Origin of the sequence: Intrasporangium calvum DSM 43043 (assembly GCF_000184685.1) — a bacterium.
In the GTDB taxonomy this organism is placed as follows: Bacteria; Actinomycetota; Actinomycetes; order Actinomycetales; family Dermatophilaceae; genus Intrasporangium; species Intrasporangium calvum.
The window spans coordinates 715,043-739,909 of the sequence record NC_014830.1 but is presented as its reverse complement, the minus strand read 5'-3'; the positions used below and the strand labels follow the sequence as shown (position 1 = coordinate 739,909).

The window sequence follows — 24,867 nt, the reverse complement described above, 5'->3', positions numbered from 1 at the left end:
CTGACGGGCCCTAGAGCGGGTCGGGGACCGGCCACTGGGTGGGCGCGCCGCCGTCCGAGGCGAGCGCTGCGACGACGAGCTCGGTGTTGTCGCGTGCCTCGCGGCCGTCCGGCAGGACCAGCGTGTCCTCCAGGCCGATCCGCACGTCGTGGCCGGACCGCTGCGCCCAGCGCAGCACCGGCCAGGCCCAGGCCCGCTCGCCGTGGACGAGCAGCGGCGCCGCGGACATCCCGAGAGCGGCGAGGACGCGCTCCGCGGCCCACCGGCCGTCGCTGCCGCGCGTGTGGCCCGGGATCACCTCGACGAGGACGCGCTCGACCTGCCAGGGCCAGTTCGTCGAGACGAAAGCAGTCGCCGCGTGCGGCGTCCAGATGCCGGCCTCGACACCGATTCCCTTGGCCCGCAGCACCCCCGCGAGACGGACCGCGCCGGGCTCGTGCCAGTTGACCGTGGCGCAGTCCGGGCCGCCCTCGTCGGACTCCGGCCAGGCGACGACCCGGGCGAGCTTGTCGCGGTCGTCCGCCGCGATGCCGTCCCGGGTCGTGACGCTGACGCGCACATCGGGGACGAGGTCGCGGATGGCTCCCACCGTCGCGGCGACGTCCGCAGCGTCGAGGGACTCGCGTCCGTGCTCGTCTCGCGGATGGACGTGGACCATGAAGGCGCCCGCGTCGACGACGTCGCGGGCCGCCCGGGCCACGGCCTCCGGAGTGACCGGGAGCCGTGGGTGGGCGCGCGGTGGCCGGTCCCCGTTGAGGCAGGCGGCGATCACCGCGGCCCCCCGGCGCGCTGGAGGAGAGGGTGGCAGCGGGCGAGCCGGTCCAGCCACCACTTCTGGCGATCCGGCGGCGCGGCGAGGACGGCGAGCAGGTCGGGGTCGGGCGTCACCCGCCGCGGCGCGAGCGTCCCCTGCCGAGGGCGCATCGGCTCCGCCGCCACATCGGTGGTGAAGAGGCCGACGGTCCCCAACCCGCAGGCGTGGTCAAGGTGCGGGAGCGCCGCCGCCAGGGCCACCCCGGCCGAGATGCCGACGCTCGTGTCGAGGGCGGAGGAGACGACGGCTGGGAGCCCGCACGCGTCCACGATGTCGAGCGCAGCCGCGACGCCGCCGAGCGGAGCGACCTTGACGACGATGAGGTCAGCGGCCTTCTTGCGGGCGACGAGCAGCGGGTCCGCCGCCTTCCGGATCGACTCGTCCGCCGCCACGAGGACGTCGATCCCGTTGCGGGCCAGCTGCTTTCGCAGTGCGGCGAGCTCGTCGACGGTGGCACAGGGCTGCTCGGCGTACTCGATGTCGTATGCCGCTGACCTCCTCAGTGCCTCCGTGGCCGTCTCGACGTCCCACCCTCCGTTGGCGTCGATCCGGATCTGCGCCCGTCGCCCCATGATCTCCCGGACGGCGGCGATGCGGTCCAGGTCGTCGTCGACGGACTGGCCCGCCTCGGCGACCTTGACCTTGGCGGTGGTGCACCCGTCGAACCTGGCGAGGACCTCCGGCACCCGGTCCGGCGGCACGGCCGGCACCGTCGCGTTGACCGGGACGACCTCGCGCACGGGAGTCGGGCGAGCGGCATACGCCTCCTCGATCCCGGCTGCGAGCCAACGGGCCGACTCCTCGTCGGCGTACTCAGGGAAGGGCGAGAACTCGCCCCAGCCGGAAGGCCCTTCGAAGAGCAGCGCCTCCCGCACCTCGACACCACGGAAGCGCACGCGCATGGGGATCGAGACGACGTGCGCGCCCTCGAGCAGGGCGGCGGCAGGGGGGAGGTCGGTCACCCCCTCATCATGACCGAGGGGGCGACCGGACGGGACGACGGTGGGCGTGGCGCCCTGGCGCCCTGCTGTGCTCAGGGCCCGACGAGGTCGCTGAGCAGCGCCATCTCCCGGACCAGGAGAGCCGCGGACTGCACGAGCGGGACGGCGGTCATCGCTCCTGACCCCTCTCCCAGACGCATCCCGAGGTCGATCAGCGGCTCCAGGCCCAGCGCCGCGAGCGCGTGCGCCTGGGCCGGCTCGGTGGATCGGTGCCCCGCGAGGAACCAGGCCTCCGCGCCGGGGGCGAGGCCCGCTGCGACGAGCGCCTCCGCGCAGGCGATGACGCCGTCGAGCAGGACGGGCACGCCGCGCCGGGCCGCCTGGACGAGGAAGCCGGTCCCCACCGCGAGGTCGGCCGAGCCGAGCGCGGCAAGGCGCTGCACGGGGTCCTCGATGCGACGGTCGTCGTCGCAGGCGCGGGCGAGGGCGCGGGCCAGGACGTCGAGCTTGCGGTCGTGCGCCGCCTCGTCGATGCCGGTCCCTCGGCCGATGACCGCCGCTGCGTCGAGCCCGAGGCTCGCGGCGATGAGCGCGGCGGAGGGGGTGGTGTTGCCGATGCCCATGTCGCCGAGGACGAGCAGCTGCGCGCCGGCGTCGACCTCGGCGTCGGCGATCTCGGCGCCCACCGCGATGGCCCGCACGGCCAGGTCCCGGCTGATCGCGTCCGTCACATCGATCGACCCGGACGAGCGGGTCAGCTTGTGCGCCGTGACGTCGGCCGGCGCGCTGGAGAGGTCGGCGTCCACGCCGATGTCGAGGACGCGGACCGTGGCGCCGTGCTGTCGGGCCAGGACACTGACGCCGGCGACGCCCGCCACGAAGGCGTGGACCATCGCGGCGGTCACCTCGCTGGGGGAGGCAGAGACCCCGGCTCGGGTGACACCGTGGTCGCCCGCGAGGACGACCGCCCGGACCCGCTCGACCGGCTCCGGCGGGCACACGCCCTGGCAGGCCGCGAGCCAGGCCCCGACCTCCTCCAGCCGTCCGAGCGCCCCGAGTGGCTTGGCCAGGCCGTCGAGCCGCTCGAGGGCCACCGCGCGGACCTGCTCGTCCGGCGGGGTGATGGTGGACGTCTGCGTGGGCATGGAGCCTCCGTTGCTCGCTGTCATGGGTCGTCTCATCTTGGCCGATGCGTCGTCGCCCGCCGACACGTTGTCCACACCCCCTGCGTCACGCCCCCGTCCTCCACAGGCCGGTCGACGCCCCTGGCCGGGCGGGGGCGCGCAGCGGGACCGTCGTGGCACCACCCGACACGACGAGAAGGACACCCCATGGAGAGCTCGAGCTGGATGGACGACCCCTGGCGGTCTGAGCCCTACGAGGAGCACGAGCCGGTACCGGCCCACTGGCTGATGGAGTACGGGGCGGGCCCCGAGCGGACCGTCGCCTACGTGGTCCTCGTGGACGGGCGCGTCGTCGACACCTGGCAGGAGCCGCTGCAGGACTCGCCGTGGCGGAACGACCCCAGGGTGGACCGGTCGCGGCGAGCGTGGCGAGAGGAGCCGCAGCCGGCTCCGGAGCCTCGACCCTGGGTCGACACGGTCCGTTGGCTGGAGCACGTCGTCGGGGGGTCGGACGTTCTCACCGCCCTGACGACCGAACCGCTGCCTGATGAGGAGTTCGAGCTGCCGGAGCTCGCGGTCGGCGACGGAGACGTGGTCGCCCGGTTCCGCAGGGCCGTCGCACACCTGGACGGGATCGCCGACGCGTTCTTCGACGCGGAGCTGCGCACCGCCTTCCGTCGCGCCCTCACCGCGGTGGGACCGCAGCTGTTCCGGAACGGCCCCTCGGTCGACCCGGCCCACACCGCGGCAGCCATCGGCTGGACCCTGATCCGGGCCAACGGGCTCAAGCCACCGGTCGGCCCGCTCACCCAGAAGGAGCTCACCTCCCGCCTCGGCCTCTCCTCGTTCCCCGCGTCGCGAGCTCACGCCGTCAGTCGGATGCTCGGCATCCCGCAGCCACCGTGGGTGCGGCGACCCCTCGGCGCCATGGATCTCGAGGTGCTCGCGCGCGCGGACCTGCTCACCTCGCGCACGAGGCGCGAGATCTGCTCTCTCCGAGACGCTGCCACGGCCGCCGAGGCGCAGACCGTCGCGCGCGAGGCGGCTCGGGTGCGGGACCTCGAGCTCGACCTACGGCACGTCTCGTGACGCGTCGACCCAGCCCCCGAGCCGCACGTCACGCGGGTTCTCGACCGCGCAGGCGATCCGGTCGAGAAAGTGTCGGCGCATCGACGGCAGGGCGTCGAGCCGGTGCCACCGAGCCTCGCTCGCCTCGTCGTCGCCCGGGCGGGGCTCTCCGGAGACCCAGTGGCACCGGAACGTGTGGTCGAGGTACTGCGCCACGTCGCCGTTGTGATGGACGACGGGAGGGCCGGCCGACACCCAGACGAGTCGCTCCACCTCGACCACGACGGACGCCTCCTCGAGGGCTTCACGCGCCGCCGTCACATGCGGGTCCTCCCCCGGGTCGACGATGCCGGTGACCGGAGTCCACTCCCCGTTGTCCGTCCGCCGGACGAGGAGCACCTCGTCAGCGCCGTCATCCATCGCCGCACGGAGCACCACGGCGGTGGCACCGGGCAGCCAGAGCAGGTCCTGTCCGACCATGGTGCGCAGGTGGGCGACGTAGGGCGGGATGGGCATGGGCCGACCCTAGCCGCCCGCTAGGGTCGGGCCCGTGAGCAGCGAGATCTTCGACCCGGGCGAGTGGGACGTCGTGCCCGGCTTCGACTTCACCGACATCACCTACCACCGGCGTCGCCACGTCGAGGGGCGACCCCGCCCCGAGTCAGGTGTCGTGCGGGTCGCCTTCGACCGGCCGGAGGTGCTCAACGCCTTCCGCCCGCACACCGTCGACGAGCTCTACCGGGCTCTCGACCACGCCCGGATGACACCCGACGTCGGCGTCGTCCTCATCACCGGCAACGGGCCCTCGCCCAAGGACGGCAAGTGGGCCTTCTGCTCCGGCGGTGACCAGCGGATCCGGGGCCGTTCGGGCTACCAGTACGCCGCGGGCGAGACCGCGGACACCGTCGACGACGCGCGGGTCAAGGCGCAGGGTGGGCGGCTGCACATCCTCGAGGTCCAGCGCCTCATCCGGACCATGCCGAAGATCGTCATCGCCGTCGTGAACGGGTGGGCCGCCGGCGGCGGCCACTCGCTCCACGTCATCTGCGACCTGACGATCGCGTCGCGCGAGCACGCGAGGTTCAAGCAGACCGACGCCGACGTCGGCTCGTTCGACGGTGGCTACGGCTCGGCCTACCTCGCCAAGTCGGTGGGCCAGAAGTTCGCCCGGGAGATCTTCCACCTCGGCCGGACCTACACCGCCGAGGACATGCACCGCATGGGCGCGGTCAACATCGTCGCCGACCACATGGACCTCGAGAAGGAGGCCCTGCAGGCCGCCTCCGAGATCATGGGCAAGAGCCCCCAGGCCCAACGCATGCTGAAGTTCGCGTTCAACCTCACCGACGACGGGTTGATGGGCCAGCAGGTCTTCGCGGGTGAGGCGACGCGGTTGGCCTACATGACGGACGAGGCCGTCGAAGGCCGCGACCAGTTCCTCGAGAAGCGGGACCCCGACTGGGCCCCGTTCCCCTGGTACTTCTGACCCCGGTGCACCGGTGAGCGCTGGGTGCCCCCGGGCCGCCAGGACCGAGGGCACCCAGATCGGGGTCACGTCAGCCGGAGGCGGCGGAGCCCCCCGTGTCTGCGGTGCGCAGCTCCTCGGTGGTCCGACCGCTCAGCTCCTCGACCGAGACCGGGCGGGTGCTCCCGTCCCGCAGGGTGACCGTCGCCCCGGTGATCTCGGGGCCGGCGGCGTTCTCCTTCTGCTCCGTCGTGGGCGCGTCCGGCCACCAGGCGCCGAAGTGCCCGTCCCGCACCGTGGCCGTCACCGGGCCCTTGGCCACCGAGTCGAGGACGACGCCGACGACGTCGGAGCCGACTCGGCCGGTGACGCCACGGATGCTTCCACCGGACGTGCTGAAGACCGCCCCGAGGTTCCCCTGCAGGGAGTCCGCGGGGACGGGCGGCAGCGGCGGTGACGTCGTGGTCGCCACGCTCCCCCCGGAGGCGATGACCCGATCGCCTTTGACGTAGCACGTGATGTCGCTCGGCGCCGGGCGTGCGTCGGTCTCGTAGACGAGGATGAGGGAGCCCCTGGCCTCGGTGACGACCGGACGCACGCCGGACAGGTCAACCCCGTCCAGACCGCGGATGTCGTCGCGGACCCACTCGTCGCAGGCCGCCTCGGCTGCCGCGGCCGCCTCGGCCGTGAGACGCTGCGGCTTCGCGGACCAGGCCAGCGCCTCGCTCGCCCCGAAGAGCTGAGGCGCGAGCACCGATCCGGCTCCGAGGACGCCCGCGACCACGCCGACCGCGACGAGACGTCTCGCACCGGCGGAGCGACGCACCCCCAGCGGCGTGAGTCCTCGCCGGAGCCCTTCCCCTTCCGCCGCACCGGATGCTCCGGCCGCTCCCGGCGCCCCCCGGCCACCCGGTGCCCCGGCATCCGGCGGGCTGGCGACGACCCTCGCGAACAGGGACCGGGCGCGCTCGTCCGCCCGGACGTCGTCAACGGCAGGTCCGGCTGCGTCCAGGTCGCGCAGCACCCGGTCGATCAGGTCATGCGTGTTCGTGCTCTTCATGAGGTGCTCCTCGGGGTGGCGGCCTCGGCCGCAGGTGCTGCGGTGGGGTGAGGCAGGGACTGGAGATGGGCCCGGAGGGCCCTGCGGGCCCGGCTGAGGCGCAGCCGGTACGCCACCGGGGAGATGCCGAGGACCTGTGCGGCCCGTGGCGCATCGAGCCCGTCCCACACCGTCAGCGCGAGGGCCTCCTGGTGCAGGGCGGAGAGCCGCTTCCACGCCTGTGCGACGTCCAGCCGCCGGGCCACGAAGTCCACGTCGAGCTCGGCGACGTGCTGCCCGAACGAGTTCTCGGCGATCCGGACGGCGAGCGCCTGCTGTCGTTGTTGTCCCCGGGCCCCGGCCATCAGGGTTCGCCGAGCGACGCCGAAGAGCCAGGCCCGGGCGTCGTCCAGGTCAGCCGGCAGCTCGTCGAGGCGGCGCCACGCGACGAGGAAGACGTCGGCGACGAGGTCCTCGGCGTGGCTGGGGTGGACGCGACGTTCGACGAAGCGCAACACCGGGGCGTAGGCATGGTCGAACAGCCGCGCAAACCGTTGCTCGCGTCCCGGCGGTCCCATCTCGTGAATGCTCATGACTCCTCATGTCGCCCGAGGACACGAGTGTGTCGCACGAGGAGCCGCCCCGAGCGGGCAAGATGGCAGGGTGACCACCCCCAGCGACGGCCGGCAGCACGGACGCCGTGACGTGCCAGCGGGGGGACACGCCGCGGACCACCGCCAGCGCGCCCGCACGACGGCGCTCAACGCGACGAGAGCAGCCGGGCGAGGGGTCGGCAGGGCGGCCGTCGCCAGTGCCCGCGCGACGGCTGCCACCTCGCGCTATGCCACGGCGAGGTTCCACGCGTTCACGCATTCCGGCGGGGCGGGCGAGACCGGCCTGGCTCGGGTGACGGAGCTCCACGCGAGCCACACGGCCGGCGACGCGGCGATGATGCTGGCGTTGGCAGGGACGCTGTTCTTCAACCCGCAGACCGCCGAGGTCCGCAGCCAGGTCGCCCTCTTCCTCGTCCTGGCGATGGTCCCGTACACCCTGGTCGCCCCGCTGATCGGACCGCTTCTCGACCGGTTCAGCCACGGCAGACGCTGGGCCATCGGCACGACGATGGCGAGCCGGGCGTTCCTCTGCTGGGTCCTGGCCGAGGCGATCTCCAACGACTCCAGCTGGCTCTACCCCGCGGCGCTCGGGTTCCTCGTCGCGTCGAAGGCCTACAACATCAGCCGCTCCGCTGCGGTGCCCCGGCTGCTGCCCGCCGGGATCTCGCTCGTCAAGGCGAACTCCCGGGTCGCCATCGCCGGTGTCATCGGTGCCCTGGTCGGGGGCGGGCTGGCCGCAGCGGCCCTGTGGTTCGGACCTGAGTGGGCACTGCGGGTCGGCTTCGTCCTCTTCGTCATCGGGACGGTCCAGTCGATCCGGCTGCCCGACGACGTGGACAGCGCCGTGGGCGAGGTCTCCGTCGGCAACACCCAGCCGGTGGACCACCCGGGGGCGCAGCGGGAGCGAGCCCAGCGGCATCCGGCCGGCTCCCCGCCCGGGCCAGAGGACTCGGCGCTCGAGGTCGACTCAGCCGGCGTCCTCGGGCGGTTCCTCCGGCGGCTGCACGCCATCCCCTGGCCGGTGCGGCACGCGATGTGGTCCACGGGCGGGACGCGATTGCTCACCGGCTTCCTCATCATGTTCATGGCGTTCCTCGCCAAGGAGCACCCGATCAGCGGGATGCGGGGCGAGCTCGTGCTCGGGCTCACCGTCGGCGCGATCGGAGTCGGCAACGCGCTCGGCAGCCTGCTCGGCAACTCCCTGCGCGATCACCGTCCGGAGCGGGTGGCCATGGTCTCGGTCCTCGCCGCGACCCTCGTCTGCATCGCGACGGCCGTCTGGTACGGCGTGTGGACCCTCGTCGCCCTCGGGCTGGTCCAGGGACTGACGGCGCAGCTCGCCAAGCTCTGCTTCGACGCGCTCGTCCAGCGTGAGGTCGCCGAGAACGTCCGGGCCTCGGTCTTCGCTTGGTCCGAGACGATGCTGCAGATGCTGTGGGTTCTCGGCAGCGGCCTCGGCATCCTCCTGCCGCTCAACCCCTACGTCGGGTTCCCGGTCTGCGCGGCGATGCTCGTCTGGACCGTGCTGATGGCGGCCCGACAGCGGACCACCGGTGCGGGCCGGGCGCGTGGCGTCGGTCGCGCGGGCCGGCCCTCGGTGAGCAGGACGCGGCCCGCCCGCTGAACCGGTGGCTGGCCGGCGCGACCGATGTGGCGTGCCGGGTCGCCAGCCGGGACCTTCGACCCTGGCGCACCAGCCGAGTCCGTGCGACCGTCCCCCCAGCGACCGAGCAAGGGGGACCCCCGATGGGAACCGCACACGACCAGCCGCCCAACGGCTTCCTCCGCAGCTTCGTCGTCCTGCAGGGTGCCTTCCTGATCCTCCTGCTCATCGCGAGCATCAACGAGCCCCGGTCGCCGTACAACCCGGCGCCTCCGGCGACGCAGATGGCCGTGGTGGCAGCCCTGTGGCTCGTCACCGACGTGGCCGCCGTCGCCGTCCACGCCCGGCACCTCGTCCGGGCGCGAGCGCAGCGCGCCGGTCGCTGACGCCGGGTACAGCGCCGACCGGCACAATGTGCCCATGACAGCGCCGCGACTCCTGCCCGTCCCCGCAGGTCCGGACGCCCTCACGATCCTGCCCGACCTCGAAGCCGCGCTGACCGGCCGCTCCCCCGTCATCCCGTATGCCGCTGAGCTGGCTCCCCCGGTCATCGCGCCGCACGATCCGGCCGGCCTTCCTGACGGGTTCGCCCTCGCCGTGGGCACGTCAGGATCGACCGGGCGGCCGAAGCGCGCCCTGCTCACCGCGGCGGCGGTCACCGCGTCGGCAACGGCGACGCACCACGTGCTCGGCGGCAGCGGCTCCTGGCTGCTGGCCCTGCCCGCCCACCACATCGCCGGCCTCCAGGTGCTGACGCGGTCGCTCACCGCGGGGACGACCCCGACCGTGCTGGACCTGCGGGGCGGGTTCACCGCGGCCGCCTTCGCGCGGGCAGCCGGCTCGGTCACGATGTCACCCGGCGCACCCCGCCGCTACACCTCGCTCGTGCCCACCCAGCTCGGCCGCCTCCTCGACGACCCGGCCGGCGTCGAGGCGCTGCAGACCTTCGACGCGGTCCTCGTCGGCGGGGCCGCGACACCCACGGCGCTCGAAGAGCGGGCCCGGAAGGCCGGCGTGGCGCTCCACCTCACCTTTGGCATGAGCGAGACCGCCGGGGGGTGTGTCTACGACGGGGTCCCTCTTCCCGTGACCCGGATGCACATCGACAACGACCGGCACATCATCCTCGGCGGCGACACCGTCGCACACGGCTACCTCGGCGAGCCGGAGCTCACCGCCGACGCGTTCTCGACCGACGTCGAGGACGTGCGGTGGTTCCGCACGGACGACCTCGGCCACATCGAGGACGACGGTCGGCTCGTCGTCGACGGTCGGGCCGATGACGTCATCATCACCGGCGGCATGAAGGTCACTCCCGGCGTCGTCGAGGACGCAGTCGCCCGCCACGTGCCCGAGGTCGCCGAGGTCGTCGTCCTGGGCGTCCCCGACCCCGAGTGGGGCGAGACGGTGTGCGCGGCGGTGACGCTGCTCGACCCGACCGCCCACCTGACCGCGGCCGACCTGCGGAGCCGGCTCAGCGGCATCCTGCCCGACGCCGCGCTGCCGAGGCGGGTCGTCGTCCTGCCGACGATCCCGCTCCGTGGCCCGGGCAAACCGGACCGTGCGGCGATCCGTCTCGTCGCCGAAGCGCACGCATGATCGTTTCCGGACCACGGGGTGGCACTATGGAGGGGTTACCGCAGAAGGAGCTCCCCCGTGCCACGCGTGATTCTCGTCGCCCTGGTGGTTTTCGCGACGATCTACGCCCTCGTCGACTGCATCCAGACCGACGGCAGGCTGATGCGGATCATGCCGAAGGCCGTGTGGCTCCTCGTGTGCCTGGTCCCCGTTCTCGGACCGCTCATGTGGCTCGCGGCCGGCCGGTCTGACGCGCCCGGCTCGCGCGCCTTCGGGCTCGGCCCGCGAGGTGGTCCGCAGCGTCCGCCGCAGCGTCCCCCGCAGCGGCCGGCGCCCGGTCCCCGCGGCCCGGACGACGACCCGGACTTCCTGCGCCGGCTGCGCAAGCCCAAGCCCTGACCGCACCCCACGACCCACAAGGACCCATGGCCACGCTCGCCCAGTGGATCGAAGGTGCGCGCCCACGCACGCTTCCCGCCGCCATCTCGCCCATCCTCGTCGGCTCGGGTGCCGCCTACCAGACCGGCGACATCGTCTGGGGCTTCGTCGTCCTCGCCGCCCTCGTCGCACTGGCGCTCCAGGTCGGGGTCAACTACGCCAACGACTACAGCGACGGTGTGCGCGGGACGGATGAGGTGAGGGTGGGGCCGGTCCGCCTCGTCGGTCAGCGGCTCGCCGCACCGCGGTCGGTCAAGACGGCGGCGTTCACGGCCTTCGCCTGCGCGGGAGTGCTCGGGCTGACCCTCGTGGGTCTCTCCCGGCTGTGGGTGATGATCCCCGTCGGCGCCGTCGCCATCCTCGCGGCGTGGTACTACACGGGCGGCACCAACCCCTACGGGTACCTCGGCCTCGGCGAGCTCTTCGTCTTCGTCTTCTTCGGTCTGGTCGCCACGCTCGGCACCATGGCGACGATGACCTCCCTGACCGCGGCCGGCTGGTGGGGAGCGATCGGGGTCGGGGCGGTGGCCGCTGCCATCCTCGTCGCCAACAACCTGCGCGACATCCCGACCGACTCCGTCACGGGCAAGCGGACGCTCGCCGTGCGGTTGGGTGACCGGGGAACCCGGACCGTGTACGTCTCGCTGATCGCGCTGAGCTTCGTCATGACGGGAATGGCCGCGCTGACCTCACCCTTCGCACTGCTGGCCCTCCTCGCGGCGCCCGTGGCCGTCCGTCCCGTCCGGGCGGTCGTCGGCGGAGCGACCGGTCGCGCACTCATCCCCGCCCTGGCCGGAACCGGCGTGTTCGAGCTGGCGTGGGCCGCGCTGCTCGCCGTCGGTCTGGCCCTCGGCCAACACACCTGAGGCGGTCGGCGTCAGCGCGACGGGTCGGCCCCGTCGATCCGCTCTGCCCGGTCGGCCTCGGCGTCCTCGGCCGCCTCGTCCTCCGCGAAGGCACTTGCCCCGGCCCGGCCCTGCTCCTTGGCCCGCAGCTTGGCCTCGTGTCGCTCCATCAGCTTCGCGGTCATCTCGTCGCGCATCCCCCGGAGCAGCAGGTAGGAGAGGACGGCCGAGAGGATGGCCGCGAGACCGACGAGCAGGACGGGATTGTTGCGGATGCCGACGAGCCAGAGGGTCATCAGGACCCCGAAGAAGATGAGCAGCCGGAGCAGGGTGTAGCGGACCACGGGTCACATCCCCGAGTAGTTGTGCATGCCGACGAACGTCGACACGAGGTTGACGAGGGTGAAGTTGATGATGACGCAGGCGTAGCCGGCGAGGGCGATGGACATCGACCGGCGCAGGTCGAGGCCCGCGGTCGCCCGCCCGTGCATGTACGCCGCGTAGACGGTCCAGATGACGAAGGTCCAGACCTCCTTCGGGTCCCACTGCCAGTAGGCTCCCCACGCCTGTTTCGCCCAGATGGCGCCTGCGATCAGTGTGAACGTCCACAGGATGAAGGCGACCATGTTGAGGCTGTAGGCCGTCCGCTCGAGCGCGGCGGAGGACGGCAACGACTCGATGAAGCCGCGCCTGGCCGGCGGCTTCTCCTCACGACGCAGTCGGACCAGGTAGACGACACCGATGGCGGCCGCGATCGTGAAGAACGCGACGGCGAGGAAGGCGACACCCACGTGGATCGCGAGCCAGTACGACTTGAGGGCGGGCATCAGCTCGCCGGCCTCGGTGTAGAGCACCGCGAGGGCGAGCCCGAGGACGAGCAGCACCGGGGTCACGATGAAGACGCCCAGCCACTGCCAGCGGTTGCGCTTGGCCAGCACCGAGTAGGTCAGCCCGACCGCGGCAGCGGCCGCCGTCGCGAACTCGAACATGTTGCCCCACGGTGGCCGGGCGACGGCGAAGCCACGGAGGATCACGGACCCGACGAGGAGAGCTGTGGCCAGGTAGGTGAGCATCAGGGCGATGTTGCCCCGTTGGGCCGACACCGGGCTCTCCTCGAAGGCAGGCTCGGCGGGCGTCGAACGGCGCACGCCCGCCGACGGAAGGGACCCGGTGGTCGCGCCCGCTGCGGTCACGGTCGAGCCGACCAGCACCTCGTCGCGGTCCACGGCCCTCGGGGCCTGCAGCTGGCCGGCCCGGGCCGCGAGGTGCCAGGCGAACACGAGCATGGCGAGCGTGTAGACGATCATCGACGCGTAGAGCGCCATGTTGGCGTTGCCGGCGAGCGTGAGGTCCGCGCCGGCCGGGTTCATGGCGGGGTGTCCTGCTGGGGTCACGAGCGGTCGGTCCGTTCTGCATCGGGGTCGTGCACGGCTGCGCCGATCGCGTGGACGATGGCGGCGAGCCCGGGATCGGAGTCCTTGGAGAGGCCACCGACGGTGACCACGGTAGCGCGTGGGCCGGTCGCGCCCTCGTCCTGCGCGGACCGGACCCGGACGAAGACCCGACGGCGCTTGATGGTGAGCCCGAGGATGAGGCCGAGCGTCGCCAGGAGCGCGCTGACGAGGCTGACCGGCGCACCGGGGTCGGTGCGGATCGACAGCCCGGCGAAGCGCTTTACCTCCTCGAACGTGATGGAGCCGCGGCCCCCGGGCAGCTCGTAGGTCTGCCCGGGCTTGAGCCGCACGAGGGCCGGCTGTCCGTCGTCGCGCGCCACCTGGGTCATCTGCTCGGTGTTGAGCGTGTACACGGACTGCGGCGCACCGCCCGGGAAGAGGGTTCCCTCCCAGACGGACAGGGCCAGCTCGGGGTTCTGGGCGTCCGGGAAGATCGACACCGGCCCGTTGGCGAAGGTCGGCTCGGCCGTCGGGAGGAAGAAGCCGGTGAAACCGAGCTGCTTAGGGCTTGCCGACGGCACCTTGACGACGCCGACGGACCGGTAGTTGCCGTCCTGGGCGAGGAAGGGGGTGGCCTCGCGGTACAGCACCTGGCCGGCGGCGTCCCGCACCGTGATCACCGGCGTGTAGCCGTTGCCGAGCAGGAAGACATCGGAGCCCTGGATGACGAGCGGGTGGTTGACGGCGATGTCGGCCTCGCGCGGAGGTGCACCCGGCGTGTCGGCCACGGTGACGTGCGCGGTGAACTCCCGCGGGGTGCCGAACGACCGGCCGGGCGTCTCGATGAACTGCACGTCGAGGTCGTCGAGCTGCATGACGAAGCCGGGCACCGCGTCGTCACCGACGAGAGGGCCGGGCGAGAACGTGTTGTAGGTCGTCGCACTCGAGGCGAACTCGTCCCCCTGCGCGAGGATGAGGTCCCCTCGCCAGCCGAAGAGGTGGCCGACGGCCATGCCGACGATGATGCCGGTGAGGGCGAGGTGGAAGAGCAGGTTGCCGCTCTCGCGGAGGTAGCCGGACTCGGCGCTGAGGGTGCCGGCGTCATGGCTGTGCACCCGGAAGCGCTTGGCCCGCAGCGCGGTCCGGGCGGCTTCGAGGGCGTCGGGGGGTGACAGCGACGTGGTGACCTCGACGTGCTCGTCCAGGCGAGCCAGCCGGGCGGGGGCTCGGGGCGGCGTCGACCGCAGCGACCTGAGGTGCTGCCGGCTCCGCGGGAGGATGCAGCCGATCAGCGACACGAACAGGAGCAGGTAGATCGCCGAGAACCACGGCGACGCGTAGACGTCGAAGAAGCCGAACCGGTCGAGCCAGCGCCCCGTGGCGGGATTCTGCGCGAGGTAGTCGGCGACCCGTCCGGCGTCGATGTTGCGCTGGGGGAAGACCGATCCGGGCACGGCGGCGACGGAGAGCAGGAGCAGGAGAAAGAGCGCCGTGCGCATGCTCGTCAGCTGCCGCCAGGCCCACCGGGCCATCCCCAGCGCCCCGAGCTGGGGTAGCTGCGGCTCGCGCGGAGCGGTGGAGAGCGACGCGGATCCCGTATGCCGCTGGGCTCGCTCCTCCTCGGCGGTGGCCCGGGTCGTCGGCTCGGTCATCAGATGGCCACCTGGAACGTCGCGATGAGGTTGATCTGGAGCCAGACGATGACCGACTCCCACAGGCCGGTCACCATGAGCAGGCCGACGGCGAGGAGCATGATCCCACCGAAGGCCTGGATCGATCCGCGGTGCCGGCGCAGCCACGCGCTGGCCCGACCGGCTCGCTCCCACAGGGCAGCCATGAGGATGAAGGGCAGCCCGAGGCCGACCGAGTAGATGCCGGCGAGCGCGAGGCCGCGGCCGATCGAGCCGGACTCCGCCGAGATCGGAGCGGCCATCGCCTGGATCGCCCCGAGGGTCGGACCCCAGCAGGGGGACCATCCCACCGCGAAGGCCGCGCCGAGCAACGGCGCACCGAGCAGGCCGGCACGGGGACGCCAACCGAGCGAAGCGGCATACGACTTGCCGGCTCCGAGGAAGAGGACGCCCATGACGATGACGACGGCCCCGCCGACCCGGAGCAGCGTGCTCTGATGCTCGCGGAAGGCGACGCCGATCGCCGACAGGGCGGCCGCGGCGACGAGGAACACGACGGTGAAGCCGCTGACGAACAGCAGCGCTCCCAGGACGAGCCGCCCCCTCGACCGGCGTTCGAGCGACTCGTCCGACAGCCCCGTGACGTAGCCGAGGAACCCGGGGACGAGCGGCAGCACGCACGGGGAGGCGAAGGAGACCAGGCCCGCCACGAGCGCGACGATGGAGGCGAGGACGAGCGAGCTGGTCGCGAGGTCGACGTTCACGGGTGGTGGCTGCTCACGTCAGGCCTCGGCGAGCACGTCGTCGACGAGGGCGCGCAGCGTGCTCGTGGTGACCGGACCGGACACCCGGGCGGCGATCCGCCCGACCCGGTCGAGCACGAGGGTGCTCGGCGTGGCGGTGGCCTTGCCCTGGAGCGCGAGGATGGGCAGGCCGCCGTCGTAGGCGAGCGATGGGTAGGTCACCCGGTTGGCCTTCTGGAACGCGAGACCGGTCTCGGGGCTCTCCATCTTGTCGAGCCCGATGAACTCGACCTCGAGACCGTCAGCCTGGACCTGCTCCCAGGCCTTCTGGAGGTCCGGCGTCTCCTCGATGCACGGGGGGCACCACGAGCCCCACACGTTGACGACGAGCACGGCGCCCGCCGTGCCCTCGATCGACCACGGCTCACCTTCGAGCGTCGTGCCCGCGAGCCGCACGGCGGGGCCCCGGTTGCCCGGCGCGAGTCGCTCGATGGTGCCGTCGCCGGACACGTAGTTCTTGCGGTCACCGGCCCTGGCCTGGCCCGCCACGGAGTTCGGGTCCTCCGAGCAGGCGGCCAGGCTCGCGACGAGCCCGCCCGCGAGCGCCGCGGACCCCCATCGCAGGGCGGAGCGTCGGTCGAGGTCCCCCATCAGGCGCCCACGCTCCTGCTGGCCCGGTGGAGCAGGGCGGCGGCCGGCTCCGAGTAGCTGATCGACTCGAGCTCGTCGTCCTCGTAGGTCAGGGAGGTGAGCGAGGCCAGGGTGCACTCGCGCCGGCGCGGGTCGTGCCAGAGGCGTCGCCCCTCGAGCTGGTTGCGCACCGTCCAGACCGGCAGCTGGTGCGAGACGATGACCGCCTCGTGCCCCGCGGCGGCACGTCGGGCGTCGTCGATCGCCGCGAGCATCCGCGTGGCGATGGCCTCGTAGGCCTCGCCCCAGGAGGGCTTGCGGGGGTTGAGCAGCTTGGCCCAGTGGGTCGGGTGGAGCAGGTCCTTGGCGCGGACCTGCTTGCCCTCGAAGTAGTTCGTCGACTCGAGCACCCGCGGGTCGGTGCGGGTGGTGAGACCGTGCGAGGCGGCGATCGGGGTCGCGGTCTCCTGGGCCCTCTCGAGCGGTGAGGCGATGACGACGGTGATGTCGTTGGGCGCGAGCTGGCGCGCGACGAGCTCGGCCATCTCGCGTCCCAGGTCCGAGAGGTGGTAGCCCTCGAGTCGGCCGTAGAGGACGCCGGTCGGGTTGTGCACCTCGCCGTGGCGCATCAGGTGCACGACCGTGCGCACCGGCACGTGCGGTGTGGAGTCTTCGGGCCGGGCGGTCATGGCGCCCAGTGTCTCAAACGCAGTCCCAACGTCCGAATCGGCGTCCGCCTGCCGCGACGCGGGCGGTCAGGCTCCTCCGGCCGCGGCACGGGCCGCGGCCGGGAGGGCGTCGACGACATGGGCCACCGCGTCGTCATCGTGGGCGGCCGAGACGAACCACGCCTCGAACGAGCTCGGGGGCAGGTGCACGCCCTGCTCGAGCATCGCGTGGAAGAAGCGGCGGAACGCGTCGACGTCCTGCCCCTTCGCCTCGTCGTAGTTCCGCACCGGCCCCTCACGGAAGAAGATCGAGAACATCGAGCCGGCCCACTGGATGGTGTGCGGCACTGACGCCGTGGTGAGCGCGTCGGAAGCCGCACCCGCGATCGCCCGGGCGGCTGAGTCGAGCCGCGCGTAGACGTCAGCGGTGCAGCCCCGGAGGGTGGCGAGGCCGGCGGCCGACGCCACCGGGTTCCCCGACAGGGTGCCGGCCTGGTAGACGGGACCGGCAGGCGCCAGCAGCGCCATCACCTCGGCCCGGCCCCCGAAGGCGGCGGTCGGGAAGCCCCCGCCCATCACCTTGCCGAAGGTGAAGAGGTCAGCCGGCCCAGCAGCATACGGCCCCTCGACCCCGTAGAAGCCCGACCGGGAGCACCGGAACCCCGTCATCACCTCGTCGCTGATCAACAACGCCCCGTGCTCCCGCGTGATGCGTCGCAGCCCCTCGGTGAAGCCCGGCGCCGGCGGGACGACGCCCATGTTGCCCGGGGCTGCCTCCGTGATGACGGCCGCGATCTCGTGGCCGCGCTCGGCGAACGCCGCCTCGACGGCAGCGAGGTCGTTGTAGGGAAGCACGATCGTCTCCGCCGCGCTCGACCGCGGGACGCCCGCCGAGTCGGGCAGCGCGAACGTCGCCACTCCCGAGCCGGCCGAGGCGAGCAGGGCGTCGACGTGACCGTGGTAGCAACCGGAGAACTTCACGATGACGTCGCGCTGCGTGTAGCCGCGGGCCAGCCGGATCGCCGACATCGTCGCCTCGGTGCCGCTGTTCACCAGCCGGACCTGCTCCACCGGGTCGATGCGGGCGACGATCTCCTCGGCCAGGGCCACCTCGTTCTCGGACGGGGTGCCGAAGGAGAACCCCCGGGCGGCGGTCTGCTCGACCGCCCGGAGGACGTCCGGGTGGGCGTGCCCGAGGATCATCGGTCCCCACGAACAGATCAGGTCGACATAGCGGTTCCCGTCGACGTCGGTGAGCCAGGCCCCCTGGCCGGACGCCATGAAGCGGGGCGTCCCGCCCACCGCCCGGAAGGCACGCACCGGAGAGTTGACGCCGGCAGGAATCACGGCGCTCGCCCGGGCCAGGAGGGCCTCGGACCCGGCGATGCCGGACCCTGCGTTCGAACCGGGACCGGACCGCTCACCTGAAGTCATGGCGTCATTGTCCCAGCGCGCCTCGGCGGGTCCACCGCCGGGTGGGCGGGGGCCCGCCGTCCTCGTCAGGCGTCGGTCAGACCCTGCGGGTCCAGGTGGTCGCGGACGATGCCCATCGCGTCGCCGATGGCCTTGAACTGCTCGGGGGTCATGATGTCGACGAGGTTGTCGCGGACGCTCTGGACGTGGACCCTGGCGATCTCGTCGACCGCCGCCAGCCCGGACGGGGTGAGGACCAGCTCGACGCCACGGCGGTCGCCGAGGCACTGCTCGCGAGCGACCCAGCCGCGGGCCTCGAGCCGCTTGGCCGTGTGCGTGAGCCGGCTGCGTGACTGGACCACCATGGCGGCCAGCTCGGACATCCGGAGCCGCCGGGACGGGTTCTCGGAGAGCATCGAGATGATCTCGTACTCGCTCAGCTGGATCCCGGAGTCGCCGAGGGCGTTGTCGAGAGCGGTCTCGAGCAGCCGCGTCCCGCGCAGGATGGCCCGCCAGGACCGCTGCTCGGACTCGCTGAGCCACTTCACGTCGTCACTCACGGACATCGCCTCGATCACCCCCTTCGACCCTGCAGGAGCACGGTGCACCCGCGCGGCTGAGCAGATCCTAGTCGGCCCGGCCCACCGCGCCGGTCATGACGTGCGGTAGGGACGTTACCGGGTCGTCGTCTCGCCGGTGGAGCATGGTGGCGTACGGCTCAGCCGAGCCAGTCCGCCGCTTCCAGCGCGAAGTAGGTGAGGACGACCTGGGCACCGGCCCGCCGGATGGACAGCAGCGACTCGAGCGCCGCCGCTCGCCGGTCGATCCAGCCGTTGGCGGCGGCGGCACAGACCATGGAGTACTCCCCCGACACCTGGTAGGCGGCGACCGGCACGGAGGACCGCTCGGCGGCCGCGGAGACGACGTCGAGGTAGGACATCGCCGGCTTGACCATGACGAGGTCGGCCCCCTCCGCGAGGTCGAGGTCGATCTCGCGGAGCGACTCGACGACGTTGGCGGGGTCCTGCTGGTAGGTGCGCCGGTCTCCCTCCAGGCTCGACTGCACCGCGTCGCGGAACGGGCCGTAGAAGGCGGATGCATACTTGGCCGCGTAGGCGAGGACGACCGTGTCCGTGAACCCCGCCGCGTCGAGCGCCTCGCGGATGGCGGCGACCTGGCCGTCCATCATCCCTGAGGGACCGACGACGTGGGCACCGGCGCGGGCCTGGGCCACCGCCATCTCGCCGTAGATCTCGAGCGTCGCGTCGTTGTCGACCCGGCCCCGGTCGTCGAGCACGCCGCAGTGCCCGTGGTCGGTGAACTCGTCGAGGCACGTGTCGGCCATGACGACGAGCTCGTCGCCGACCTCCGCGCGGACCCGCTCCAGGGCGACATTGAGGATGCCGCTGGGCTCGGTCCCGCCCGAGCCGCGGGCATCCTTCGTGGTCGGGACGCCGAAGAGCATGATGCCGCCGATGCCGAGGTCGACCGCCCGGCGCGCCTCCGCCACCAGCGTGTCGAGCGTGTGCTGGACGACGCCGGGCATGCTCGGGATGGGCCGGACCGAGTCGGCGCCCTCGGCCACGAAGGCCGGCAGCACGAGGTCCTTGGGGTGCAGGCGGGTCTCGGCGACGAGGGCCCGGAGTGCGGGGTTCTGCCGGAGGCGGCGCGGTCGCTCGATCACTGGACGCGCTCCTCCTCAGCGGGCCCGGCGTCGGGACGCGGGCCGCTTGTCACTGGGGCGCTGCAGCGCCTGGCCGGTCTCCGCAGCGGCCACCGCCAGACCCACCCCGTGCCCGGCGAGGGCGTCGACGAGGCTGAGGGCCGATGCCTCGGGGGCGAGGACGTCGACCCGCAGGCCGTGCTCCTCCGCGGTCTTGGCCGTGGCCGGGCCGATGCACGCGACGACGGTGGCGGGGTGCGGCTTGCCGGCGATGCCGACGAGGTTGCGGACCGTGGAGCTCGAGGTGAAGAGCACCGCGTCGTAGTCGCCGCCCTTGATCGCGTCGCGCACGTGCTGGGCGGGCGGCGCCGCACGGACGGTCCGGTAGGCGGTGACGTCGTCGACCTCCCAGCCGATGTCCCGCAGGCCGGCGACGAGCGTCTCGGTGGCGATGTCGGCCCGCGGCAGGAGCACCCGGTTGATCGGGTCGAGCACCTCGTCGAACTCCGGCCACACCTCGAGGAGGCCGGCAGCCGACTGCTCGCCGCTCGGCACGAGGTCGGGGTTGATGCCCCACTCGCGCAGGGCGTCGGCGGTGACGCCACCGACGGCGGCGACCTTGAGCCCGGCGAAGGCACGGGCGTCGAGCCCGAGCTCCTCGAACCGCTCACGCACGGCACGAACGGCGTTCGTCGAGGTGAAGCCGATCCACTCGTAACGTCCGGTGACGAGGCCGCGGACGGCCTTCTCCATCTGCTGAGGCGTCCGGGGCGGCTCGACCGAGATCGTCGGCACGACGTCCGCGACCGCGCCGTAGGCGGCGAGCCGGTCGATCATCGACCCGGCCTGGGCCTGGGTGCGGGGAACCAGGACCTTCCACCCGAAGAGCGGCTTCGTCTCGAACCAGGAGAACTCGTCACGCATCGCGACGTTCGGGGACACGACGGCGGCCGAGATCTGACCGGTCAAGCGGTCGAGCGCCGCCTCGGCGGCGCCGAGCGTGGTGGTGAAGGAGGTCTGGCGAACGGTGGTGCCCTGCTCGACGAGCGCCACCTGCGCCTCTGCGGGGCGACCACACTCGAGCAGGCCGGTCAGGGCCAGGCCGATCGACCGCGGCGAGCCGAGGATGACGAGGGTGTCGTCGTCGGTGCAGTAGCGGGTCAGGTCGTGCCCGGACTGGTCCGCGTTGAGGACGTGGACCGACGAGGTGCCCTTGGAGGTGAGCGGCACCCCGGCGTAGGTCGCCACGGCGGTCGCGGCCGAGACACCGGGGACGACGTCGAACGTGATGCCGGCCTTGCGACAGGCGCGCGCCTCCTCGACGAGGCCGTTGAACGTCGCCGGGTCACCGTCCATGAGGCGCACCACGAGGCCGCCGTTGGAGACCGACTTGGCGGCCTTGACGACGAGCTTGGCCCGGACCGCGTGCGTCAGCTCCTGACCGTTCTCGCCGTGTGCGGCGTCGATGATCTGCACGTCCTCGCGGGCGTGCCCGAGGACCGCCTCCTCGCGCATCAGGCCGTCGAGCACGACGACGTCGGCCGCGGCGAGGAGGTCGCGGGCGCGGACCGTCAGCAGCCCTGGGTCGCCTGGCCCGGACCCGACGAAGGCGACGCGCGCCGGCATGGTCGGGACCGTGGGGATCGTCGCCGTCTGCTCTGACGGCTGGCGTGTGCGAGTCACGAAACTGGCTCCGGGGGTCGGGATGCGATGGTGGAGGGACGGTCGAGGTCGGCAGCGCCGTCCTCGAGCAGGATCTGCGCGAGCCGTCGGCCGAGCGACTCAGGATCGTCATACCGACCCGTGAGGGACCGACGCAAGTCGATTCGGCCGTCCTCGGTGCCGGCGAAGGCGCGGAGCGACAGCTCGAGCCCCTCCTCGCCGTCGACGACCTCGGCGAGCGCCCCGACGGGCGCCGTGCAGCCGGCCTCGAGCGCGGCGAGCAGAGCGCGCTCGGCCGTGATGCTCGCGCGGGTGTCGGCGTCCTCGAGGACGCTGACGGCCTCGAGGACGTCGGGCCGATCGGCACGGCACTCGACGGCGAGCGCACCCTGGCCGGGGGCGGGCAGGACCTGGATCGGGTCGAGCACCTCTGTCACGACGTCGAGCCTGCCGAGGCGGGCCAGACCGGCCCGCGCGAGGATGACCGCATCGACCTCACCGGAGCTGACGAGGCGCAGGCGCGTGTCGACGTTGCCACGGATCGGGCGGATCTCGAGGCCCAGGCCGAGGGCGGCCAGCTGGGCGGTGCGGCGGGGGGACCCGGTGCCGACGACCGAGCCGATCGGCAGCTCGCCGAGGGTGAGCCCGTCCCGCGCGACGAGGACGTCGCGGCTGTCCTCCCGAGCTGGGACCGCGGCCACGACGAGCCCGGGCTCAGGCGCCGTGGGCAGGTCCTTGAGCGAGTGGACGGCGACGTCGACTCGGCCATCGGTGAGTGCCTTGCGGATCGCCGCCGCGAAGACCCCGGTGCCGCCGATGGCGGTGAGCAGGCCTCCGGAGACATCGCCCTCGGTCGTGATCTCGACGAGCTCGACGTCGTGGCCGGCGGCACGCAGCTGGTCGGCGACCCAGCCGGACTGGGTGGTGGCGAGCGCGGAGCGCCGGGTGCCGAGACGCAGGGCCGTCATGAGACTCCTCGCATGGGTGGGGAGGACACGTTGGCCACATCCTTGGGCTCGAGATCGAACAGCTCACGCAGCGCCGCTGCGTAGTCGGGGCCGTTGGCGTCCACGGCGAACTCCTTGATCCGGGCGGTCGGCGTGTGGAGCAGCTTCTCGACGATGCGGTGCACCGCCCGTCCGACCTCGGCCCGGGTCGCCTCGTCGAGGTCGGGCACGCGCTGGTGGAGCCGGTCGAGCTCGCTCGTGACGACGGACGCAGCCCGGGAGCGGAGGGCGGCGACGGTCGGCGCGACCTTCTTCTCCAGCCGGCGGGTCAGGTAGTCGGCGACCTCGGCGGTGACGAGCGCGCCGACGCGGTCGACCTGCTGGAGGTCGGCGCGGCCGGAGAGGAGGACGCCGAGCTCCTCGAGGTCGATGACCCGGACGCTCGGGAGCGGGTCGGCCCAGGTGCCCGTCGGCGCGACGTCCCGCGGGAGGGCCAGGTCGATGAGGACCTGGGGACGGCCCCCACGAGCCGTGACGCACCGCGCCAACAGGTCCTCGCTGACCACGTGTCCCACCGCGCCGGTGCAGGTGATCACGAGGTCGCTCGCCGCGACGACGTCCTCGAGCTCGGCCCAGGGGCGAGCGGTCCCGCCGACCGAGTCGGCGAGGCGCTCTGCGCGTGAGGGGGTCCGGTTGACGACGGTGAGGTCGCTGATGCCGGACCGCGAGGCGGTGGCGACCGCGAGACCGCTCATCGCGCCGGCGCCGACGATGGCGGCGCGGATGCCCGACAGGTCGCCGAGGACCTTCGCGGCCTCCTCGAGGCCCATCTGCACCAGGGACAGCGAGTGCTGGTCGATGTCCGTCTCGGAGTGCGCCCGCTTGCCGACCCGCAGCGCGTGCTGGAAGAGCGCGTTGAGCGACTCACCGGCCCGCCCGGTCTGCTGGGCCGCGGCCAGGGCGTCGCGCATCTGGCCGAGGATCTGCGCCTCGCCGACGGCCATGGAGTCGAGCCCGCACGCGACGGTGAAGGTGTGCGCGACCGCTCCGTCGTCGTAACGGACGTAGAGGTGCTCGGCGATGCCCTCGGCCCGCACGGCCAGCTCGTCGGCCGGGTCCGTCGGATGCACGACCCGGCCACAGGGCAGGCCCTCGGGCCGGGTCCCGGCCGCGGTGGCCAGGGCCTCACCGATGGCCGCGACCGCGGGGTGGAAGGCGGGCACCTCGGCGTAGACCTCGAGCCGGTTGCACGTCGAGACGACGACGACCTCGGAGGCCGTGGCCGAGGAGAGCACCGCAGTGGCGATCCGGGCCGCCCGGTCGGGGGACTCGGCCAGCCCCTCGAGCACGGACAGGGGTGCCGTGTGGTGGGACAGCCCGATGACCAGGAGGCTCATGTCGCCACCGCTTCCGAAGGAGTCCGACCGTCGATCCCTCGCGCCGCCGCGACCGGCTCCAGCGCACCGAGCGCCTTCTGCTGGGCGTGGAAGGCGAGGATCTGCAGCTCGGTGGACAGGTCGACGCGACGGACGTCGACGTCGTCGGGCACCGACAGCACGGCGGGTGCGAAGTTGAGGATGGAGCGCACGCCCACCTCGACCAGACGGTCACAGACCGTCTGAGCCGCGACGGCGGGGGTGGCGATGACCCCGATCGAGATCGGGTCGAGGGCATGGCGCGCGGGCAGCTCGCGGAAGGGCTGGATGGCCACGCCCTGGACCACCTCGCCCCGCAGACCGGGCTCGTCGTCGAAGAGCGCCACGATGCGGAACCCCTTGGTCACGAAGCCGGAGTAGGACGCGAGCGCGTGGCCGAGGTTGCCCATCCCGACGATCGCGACGGGCCAGTCCTGGGTGAGCCCCAGGGCCCGGGAGATCTCGAGAGCGAGCGTGTCCACCTCGTAGCCGACGCCCCGCACGCCGTACGACCCGAGGTGGCTGAGGTCCTTGCGCAGCTGGGCCGAACGCACCCCCACCGCCGCCGCCAGCTCCTCGGAGGAGACCGACAGGACACCCTGCTCTGCGAGCCGAGAGAGGGAACGGAGGTACTCAGGAAGCCGTGCGACGGTCGCGTCGGGGATCTCGCGACGCACTGCTGGGTCGGCCGACACGCTTGGTCACCGGCTCCTCTCACTGAGGCGGTCGGACCTCGCGGTACTGCCCGGAAGGCCACGAACGCGGAGCACGTGGGTACCCATTCAGGCTAGACGTTTGTGAACCCATGCACAAAGTGAAGGACCATTACCTCCGCCACATGGACAGAACGCCCCGATGGTGCCTCGTCACGAGGCCCCTCGGCGCGGGCCGCCGTCCGCTCGGCTCAGCGGGGCGGGGCCCCGAGGGCGGCCCGCAGCCGGTCCTCGTCAACCCGCCAGAAGTCGTGGCGCCGGCCGTCGACGAGGGTCACCGGGATCTGGTCGGCGTATCTGGCGCGCAGGTCGGCGTCGTCGTCGATAGAGCGCTCCGCCCACGCGACCCCGAGCTCGGCCGTCACCCGCTCGATGACGAGCTTGGCCTCGTCGCACAGGTGGCAGCCGGCTCGGCCGACCAGGGTGACGCGGGGCTCGGGTGCAGGCATGTCGACCATG

The 24,867-nt window shown here is 72.7% G+C and carries 27 protein-coding genes; 7 read left to right on the top strand and 20 right to left on the bottom strand.

Annotated elements, in window-relative coordinates; genetic code table 11:
- Positions 1–10: 10 nt before the first annotated feature.
- The 3 genes from INTCA_RS03440 to cobT form a co-directional block, all read right to left on the bottom strand.
- A complete protein-coding gene (locus tag INTCA_RS03440) occupies positions 11–772 on the bottom strand; it encodes a 3-keto-5-aminohexanoate cleavage protein (RefSeq protein WP_013491546.1) in 762 nt (253 codons plus the stop codon).
- Complete coding sequence (locus INTCA_RS03435) at positions 769–1,776, bottom strand: o-succinylbenzoate synthase (protein WP_013491545.1); 1,008 nt, start codon at positions 1,774–1,776, stop codon at positions 769–771. Before INTCA_RS03435 ends, INTCA_RS03440 begins: the two co-directional genes overlap by 4 nt.
- A gap of 71 nt (positions 1,777–1,847) precedes the next feature.
- The gene (cobT, locus tag INTCA_RS03430; RefSeq protein WP_013491544.1) at positions 1,848–2,900 is read right to left on the bottom strand and encodes a nicotinate-nucleotide--dimethylbenzimidazole phosphoribosyltransferase; all 1,053 of its coding nucleotides are present in this window, start codon (positions 2,898–2,900) and stop codon (positions 1,848–1,850) included.
- Positions 2,901–3,086: 186 nt separating this feature from the next.
- On the opposite strand from cobT, the gene INTCA_RS03425 reads away from it, so the two are divergent.
- On the top strand, positions 3,087–3,968 hold the full coding sequence (locus INTCA_RS03425) for a hypothetical protein (protein WP_013491543.1): 882 nt from the start codon (positions 3,087–3,089) through the stop codon (positions 3,966–3,968).
- Here INTCA_RS03425 and INTCA_RS03420 read toward each other — a convergent pair.
- On the bottom strand, positions 3,951–4,463 hold the full coding sequence (locus INTCA_RS03420; protein ID WP_013491542.1) for an NUDIX hydrolase: 513 nt from the start codon (positions 4,461–4,463) through the stop codon (positions 3,951–3,953). The two genes, INTCA_RS03425 and INTCA_RS03420, sit on opposite strands and share 18 nt — an antisense overlap.
- Positions 4,464–4,497: 34 nt before the next feature.
- On the opposite strand from INTCA_RS03420, the gene INTCA_RS03415 reads away from it, so the two are divergent.
- The gene (locus INTCA_RS03415) at positions 4,498–5,433 is read left to right on the top strand and encodes a 1,4-dihydroxy-2-naphthoyl-CoA synthase (protein WP_013491541.1); all 936 of its coding nucleotides are present in this window, start codon (positions 4,498–4,500) and stop codon (positions 5,431–5,433) included.
- A 70-nt stretch (positions 5,434–5,503) separates the two neighbouring features.
- Here the strand turns inward: INTCA_RS03415 and INTCA_RS03410 are convergent, their stop codons facing one another.
- Together INTCA_RS03410 and INTCA_RS03400 are read right to left on the bottom strand one after the other, a co-directional pair.
- Positions 5,504–6,472 carry a hypothetical protein gene (locus INTCA_RS03410; RefSeq protein WP_013491540.1) on the bottom strand — a complete coding sequence of 323 codons (969 nt, stop codon included), beginning with the start codon at positions 6,470–6,472 and terminating at the stop codon, positions 5,504–5,506.
- A complete protein-coding gene (locus INTCA_RS03400) occupies positions 6,469–7,044 on the bottom strand; it encodes an RNA polymerase sigma factor (protein ID WP_013491539.1) in 576 nt (191 codons plus the stop codon). The genes INTCA_RS03410 and INTCA_RS03400 overlap by 4 nt, the downstream gene beginning before the upstream one ends.
- Before the next feature lie 70 nt (positions 7,045–7,114).
- On the opposite strand from INTCA_RS03400, the gene INTCA_RS03395 reads away from it, so the two are divergent.
- From INTCA_RS03395 to INTCA_RS03375, 5 genes are all read left to right on the top strand, one after another.
- Positions 7,115–8,689, top strand: coding sequence for an MFS transporter (locus INTCA_RS03395; RefSeq protein WP_244859867.1), 1,575 nt, complete (start codon positions 7,115–7,117; stop codon positions 8,687–8,689).
- 122 nt (positions 8,690–8,811) lie between these two features.
- Positions 8,812–9,054 (top strand): hypothetical protein, encoded by a 243-nt coding sequence (locus tag INTCA_RS03390; RefSeq protein ID WP_041307220.1) that lies wholly within the window; start codon positions 8,812–8,814, stop codon positions 9,052–9,054.
- A 34-nt stretch (positions 9,055–9,088) separates the two neighbouring features.
- A complete protein-coding gene (gene menE / locus INTCA_RS03385) occupies positions 9,089–10,267 on the top strand; it encodes an o-succinylbenzoate--CoA ligase (protein ID WP_013491537.1) in 1,179 nt (392 codons plus the stop codon).
- 57 nt (positions 10,268–10,324) lie between these two features.
- Positions 10,325–10,645, top strand: coding sequence for a PLD nuclease N-terminal domain-containing protein (locus tag INTCA_RS03380; RefSeq protein WP_013491536.1), 321 nt, complete (start codon positions 10,325–10,327; stop codon positions 10,643–10,645).
- Between the two features lie 26 nt (positions 10,646–10,671).
- Positions 10,672–11,550 carry a 1,4-dihydroxy-2-naphthoate polyprenyltransferase gene (locus INTCA_RS03375; RefSeq protein WP_013491535.1) on the top strand — a complete coding sequence of 293 codons (879 nt, stop codon included), beginning with the start codon at positions 10,672–10,674 and terminating at the stop codon, positions 11,548–11,550.
- 11 nt (positions 11,551–11,561) lie between these two features.
- Here the strand turns inward: INTCA_RS03375 and INTCA_RS03370 are convergent, their stop codons facing one another.
- The 14 genes from INTCA_RS03370 to INTCA_RS03305 all read right to left on the bottom strand — a co-directional run bounded on the left by INTCA_RS03370 (position 11,562) and on the right by INTCA_RS03305 (position 24,866).
- Positions 11,562–11,873 carry a DUF4229 domain-containing protein gene (locus tag INTCA_RS03370; RefSeq protein WP_013491534.1) on the bottom strand — a complete coding sequence of 104 codons (312 nt, stop codon included), beginning with the start codon at positions 11,871–11,873 and terminating at the stop codon, positions 11,562–11,564.
- Positions 11,874–11,876: 3 nt separating this feature from the next.
- Entirely contained in the window at positions 11,877–12,899 is a 1,023-nt protein-coding gene (ccsB, locus tag INTCA_RS03365) for a c-type cytochrome biogenesis protein CcsB (RefSeq protein ID WP_013491533.1), read from the bottom strand.
- Positions 12,900–12,919: 20 nt separating this feature from the next.
- Entirely contained in the window at positions 12,920–14,575 is a 1,656-nt protein-coding gene (resB, locus tag INTCA_RS03360) for a cytochrome c biogenesis protein ResB (RefSeq protein WP_013491532.1), read from the bottom strand.
- Complete coding sequence (locus INTCA_RS03355; RefSeq protein WP_013491531.1) at positions 14,575–15,318, bottom strand: cytochrome c biogenesis CcdA family protein; 744 nt, start codon at positions 15,316–15,318, stop codon at positions 14,575–14,577. Before INTCA_RS03355 ends, resB begins: the two co-directional genes overlap by 1 nt.
- Before the next feature lie 18 nt (positions 15,319–15,336).
- Positions 15,337–15,948, bottom strand: a complete 612-nt coding sequence (locus tag INTCA_RS03350) for a TlpA family protein disulfide reductase (RefSeq protein WP_013491530.1) — start codon at positions 15,946–15,948, stop codon at positions 15,337–15,339.
- Positions 15,948–16,616, bottom strand: coding sequence for a histidine phosphatase family protein (locus tag INTCA_RS03345; protein WP_013491529.1), 669 nt, complete (start codon positions 16,614–16,616; stop codon positions 15,948–15,950). The genes INTCA_RS03350 and INTCA_RS03345 overlap by 1 nt, the downstream gene beginning before the upstream one ends.
- 66 nt (positions 16,617–16,682) lie before the next feature.
- A complete protein-coding gene (hemL, locus tag INTCA_RS03340; RefSeq protein ID WP_013491528.1) occupies positions 16,683–18,029 on the bottom strand; it encodes a glutamate-1-semialdehyde 2,1-aminomutase in 1,347 nt (448 codons plus the stop codon).
- Positions 18,030–18,094: 65 nt separating this feature from the next.
- Positions 18,095–18,574 (bottom strand): MarR family winged helix-turn-helix transcriptional regulator, encoded by a 480-nt coding sequence (locus INTCA_RS03335; RefSeq protein ID WP_013491527.1) that lies wholly within the window; start codon positions 18,572–18,574, stop codon positions 18,095–18,097.
- 152 nt (positions 18,575–18,726) lie between these two features.
- The gene (gene hemB, locus INTCA_RS03330) at positions 18,727–19,692 is read right to left on the bottom strand and encodes a porphobilinogen synthase (RefSeq protein ID WP_013491526.1); all 966 of its coding nucleotides are present in this window, start codon (positions 19,690–19,692) and stop codon (positions 18,727–18,729) included.
- Between the two features lie 15 nt (positions 19,693–19,707).
- Positions 19,708–21,297, bottom strand: coding sequence for a bifunctional uroporphyrinogen-III C-methyltransferase/uroporphyrinogen-III synthase (locus INTCA_RS03325; protein WP_052338074.1), 1,590 nt, complete (start codon positions 21,295–21,297; stop codon positions 19,708–19,710).
- A gap of 53 nt (positions 21,298–21,350) precedes the next feature.
- On the bottom strand, positions 21,351–22,301 hold the full coding sequence (hemC, locus tag INTCA_RS03320; RefSeq protein ID WP_013491524.1) for a hydroxymethylbilane synthase: 951 nt from the start codon (positions 22,299–22,301) through the stop codon (positions 21,351–21,353).
- Positions 22,298–23,677, bottom strand: a complete 1,380-nt coding sequence (locus tag INTCA_RS03315; RefSeq protein ID WP_013491523.1) for a glutamyl-tRNA reductase — start codon at positions 23,675–23,677, stop codon at positions 22,298–22,300. Before INTCA_RS03315 ends, hemC begins: the two co-directional genes overlap by 4 nt.
- Positions 23,674–24,390, bottom strand: coding sequence for a redox-sensing transcriptional repressor Rex (locus INTCA_RS03310; protein WP_013491522.1), 717 nt, complete (start codon positions 24,388–24,390; stop codon positions 23,674–23,676). Before INTCA_RS03310 ends, INTCA_RS03315 begins: the two co-directional genes overlap by 4 nt.
- Positions 24,391–24,599: 209 nt before the next feature.
- On the bottom strand, positions 24,600–24,866 hold the full coding sequence (locus tag INTCA_RS03305; protein WP_013491521.1) for a glutaredoxin family protein: 267 nt from the start codon (positions 24,864–24,866) through the stop codon (positions 24,600–24,602).
- Position 24,867 lies beyond the last annotated feature (1 nt).